The 2143-nt window shown below is 72.2% G+C and carries 2 protein-coding genes; both read left to right on the forward strand.

What is annotated here, in order from left to right:
• The first annotated feature begins 140 nt into the window (after positions 1-140).
• Entirely contained in the window at positions 141-788 is a 648-nt protein-coding gene (locus BIU98_RS08575) for a TMEM175 family protein (protein WP_083393116.1), read from the forward strand.
• Positions 789-841: 53 nt separating this feature from the next.
• The gene (locus tag BIU98_RS08580; protein WP_139200638.1) at positions 842-1885 is read left to right on the forward strand and encodes a M23 family metallopeptidase; all 1044 of its coding nucleotides are present in this window, start codon (positions 842-844) and stop codon (positions 1883-1885) included.
• Positions 1886-2143 lie beyond the last annotated feature (258 nt).

The raw sequence follows: 2143 nt of genomic DNA on the forward strand, positions 1-2143 counted from the left end.
GAAGACGACCTCGGCGTGCTGCAGGTCCACGGGGTCGTGGCGTTCCCGGGGCGTTCGGGCCATGAGGGGTCCTTCCGCTCTCTGCCCTGGACAGTACCGACGACAGGTCCAGAGCGCCTGCGTGCCACTAGGTTGACGCCATGACGCGGATGCTGCGGACCGACCGAGGGCTCGACCGTCTCGTCAACTTCTCGGACGCCACCGTCGCGATCGCGATCACCCTGCTGCTCCTGCCGCTGGTCGACATCGCGGACGAGATCCAGCACGAGTCCCTCGGTGACCTGCTGGCCGCGCACGTGGGCACGGTGATCGCGTTCTTCGTCAGCTTCGTCGTGATCTCCCGCCTGTGGCTCTCGCACCACCGGCTGTTCGAGGCCACCCGGTCGTACTCGACCCTGGTGCTGCGCGTGAACTTCGTCTGGCTCGCCAGCATCGCGTTCCTGCCGTTCGCGTCGAACCTCATCGCGCAGACGACCCACGACGCCGGCGTGAACGCGCTGTACATCGGGACCATCGCGGTGACGAGCCTGAGCATGACGGTGATGCAGTGGGCGATCTGGCGCGACCCTGAGCTCCTCCGCGAGGACGGCCGCGCGATGCTCCACCCGATCGACGGCGCCGTGACGTTCATCTCGCTCGTGGTCGCCCTCGTCGGTGCCGTCCTCGTGCCCGCTGGTGGCCCGTTCTGGCTCTTCCTGCTGGTGCCCGCCAGTTGGGTCTCGAGCTGGCTGGAACGCCGGCACGGCGCGGGGGACCTGCACCGCCGCCGCACGCCCGACGCGTCCTGACGCCGATTGGGGGCTGTGCAACCGGACAGCTTCGTGCAGAATGGTCGACGGCCATGACGACTCCACGCGACGCAGACCAGCACCCGGGCACCCCGGTGGTGCACCTGACCCGTCGGGCGGCCCTGCAGGCCGAGCGCGAAGCCGCCGCCACACCGGCCACGCCGGAGCAGGCCCACCCGGCCCCGGTACCAGTACCGGCCCCGGCGAAGGCGCCCAGGGCAGCGACGCCGACGACGGCCCCCCGCGCACCGAAGGCCGTCAGGCCCGCCAAGACCCCCAAGGCCGTCAGAGCTCCCAGGGCCGTCAAGCCCACGAGGGCACCGAAGGCCCCGAAGCCGGTGCAGCCGACGGCACGCGTCCGCCCCACCGTCAGCCGCACCCAGCGCACCAGCCGCCTCACCGTCGTGAGCGCCGTCGCCGCGGTCGTGCTCTTCGCCTCCGCCGCGATGCCCGCGCACGCCAGCGCCAACACCGCCATGGCGACCTCGACCATCGCGCCGACGGTCCGCACGCAGGACTACGCCGTGACCCAGGCGGTCGCCTCGGCCTCGACCTCCCGCGACGGCTTCACGGTGAACGAGGCCAAGCAGGTCGTCGTCGCTGCGCCGAAGGGCACGGGCGCCCTCACGGCCGGCGCGGTCAACAGCGGCGCCGAGGTCACGGACGGCGGCGCGGTCCGCTCGCCGTTCCCCGGCCCGGTCCGGATGAGCTCGGGCTTCGGGTGGCGCTCGGCCCCCTGCGCCGCGTGCTCGTCCCTGCACCAGGGCCTCGACTTCAACCCCGGCATGGGCGCCCCGATCGGCGCGGTCGCCGCCGGGACCGTGCGCGTGTCCGGCACGTACTTCTCCTACGGCCAGACCGTGATCGTCGACCACGTCGTCGACGGCCGCAAGGTCTCCACGCTCTACGGGCACATGATCCCGGGCTCCTCGCCGCTGCGTGTCGGCGACCAGGTCGACGCCGGCCAGTTCCTCGGCAGCGTCGGGTCGTCCGGCGTCTCCACGGGCGCGCACCTGCACCTCGAGGTCCTGATGGACGGCACCCTGCCGGTCGACCCGCGCGCCTGGATCGAGTCGCACACGGGTCGCGCCCTCTAGGGCGTTCCACAGCACCACTGCGGCGGTCGCCCAGCTGACCTGTGCAGGCTCACAGGCATGGATGACCCCCGAAGTCCGAGCCCGCACGGGCCCACCCACGACAGCCGCGCCACCGCGCACGCCCACCGCTGATGGGCGCCGACACCTGGATCGCCTTCGCGCTCGTCGTCGTCTTCGTCCTGGTCGGCGGAGTGTTCGCCGCCGCCGAGATCGCCCTCGTCTCCCTCCGCGAGTCCCAGCTCCAGCAGCTCGAGCACC

This window comes from Curtobacterium sp. MMLR14_010 (assembly GCF_001865015.1).
Classification (GTDB): domain Bacteria; phylum Actinomycetota; class Actinomycetes; order Actinomycetales; family Microbacteriaceae; genus Curtobacterium.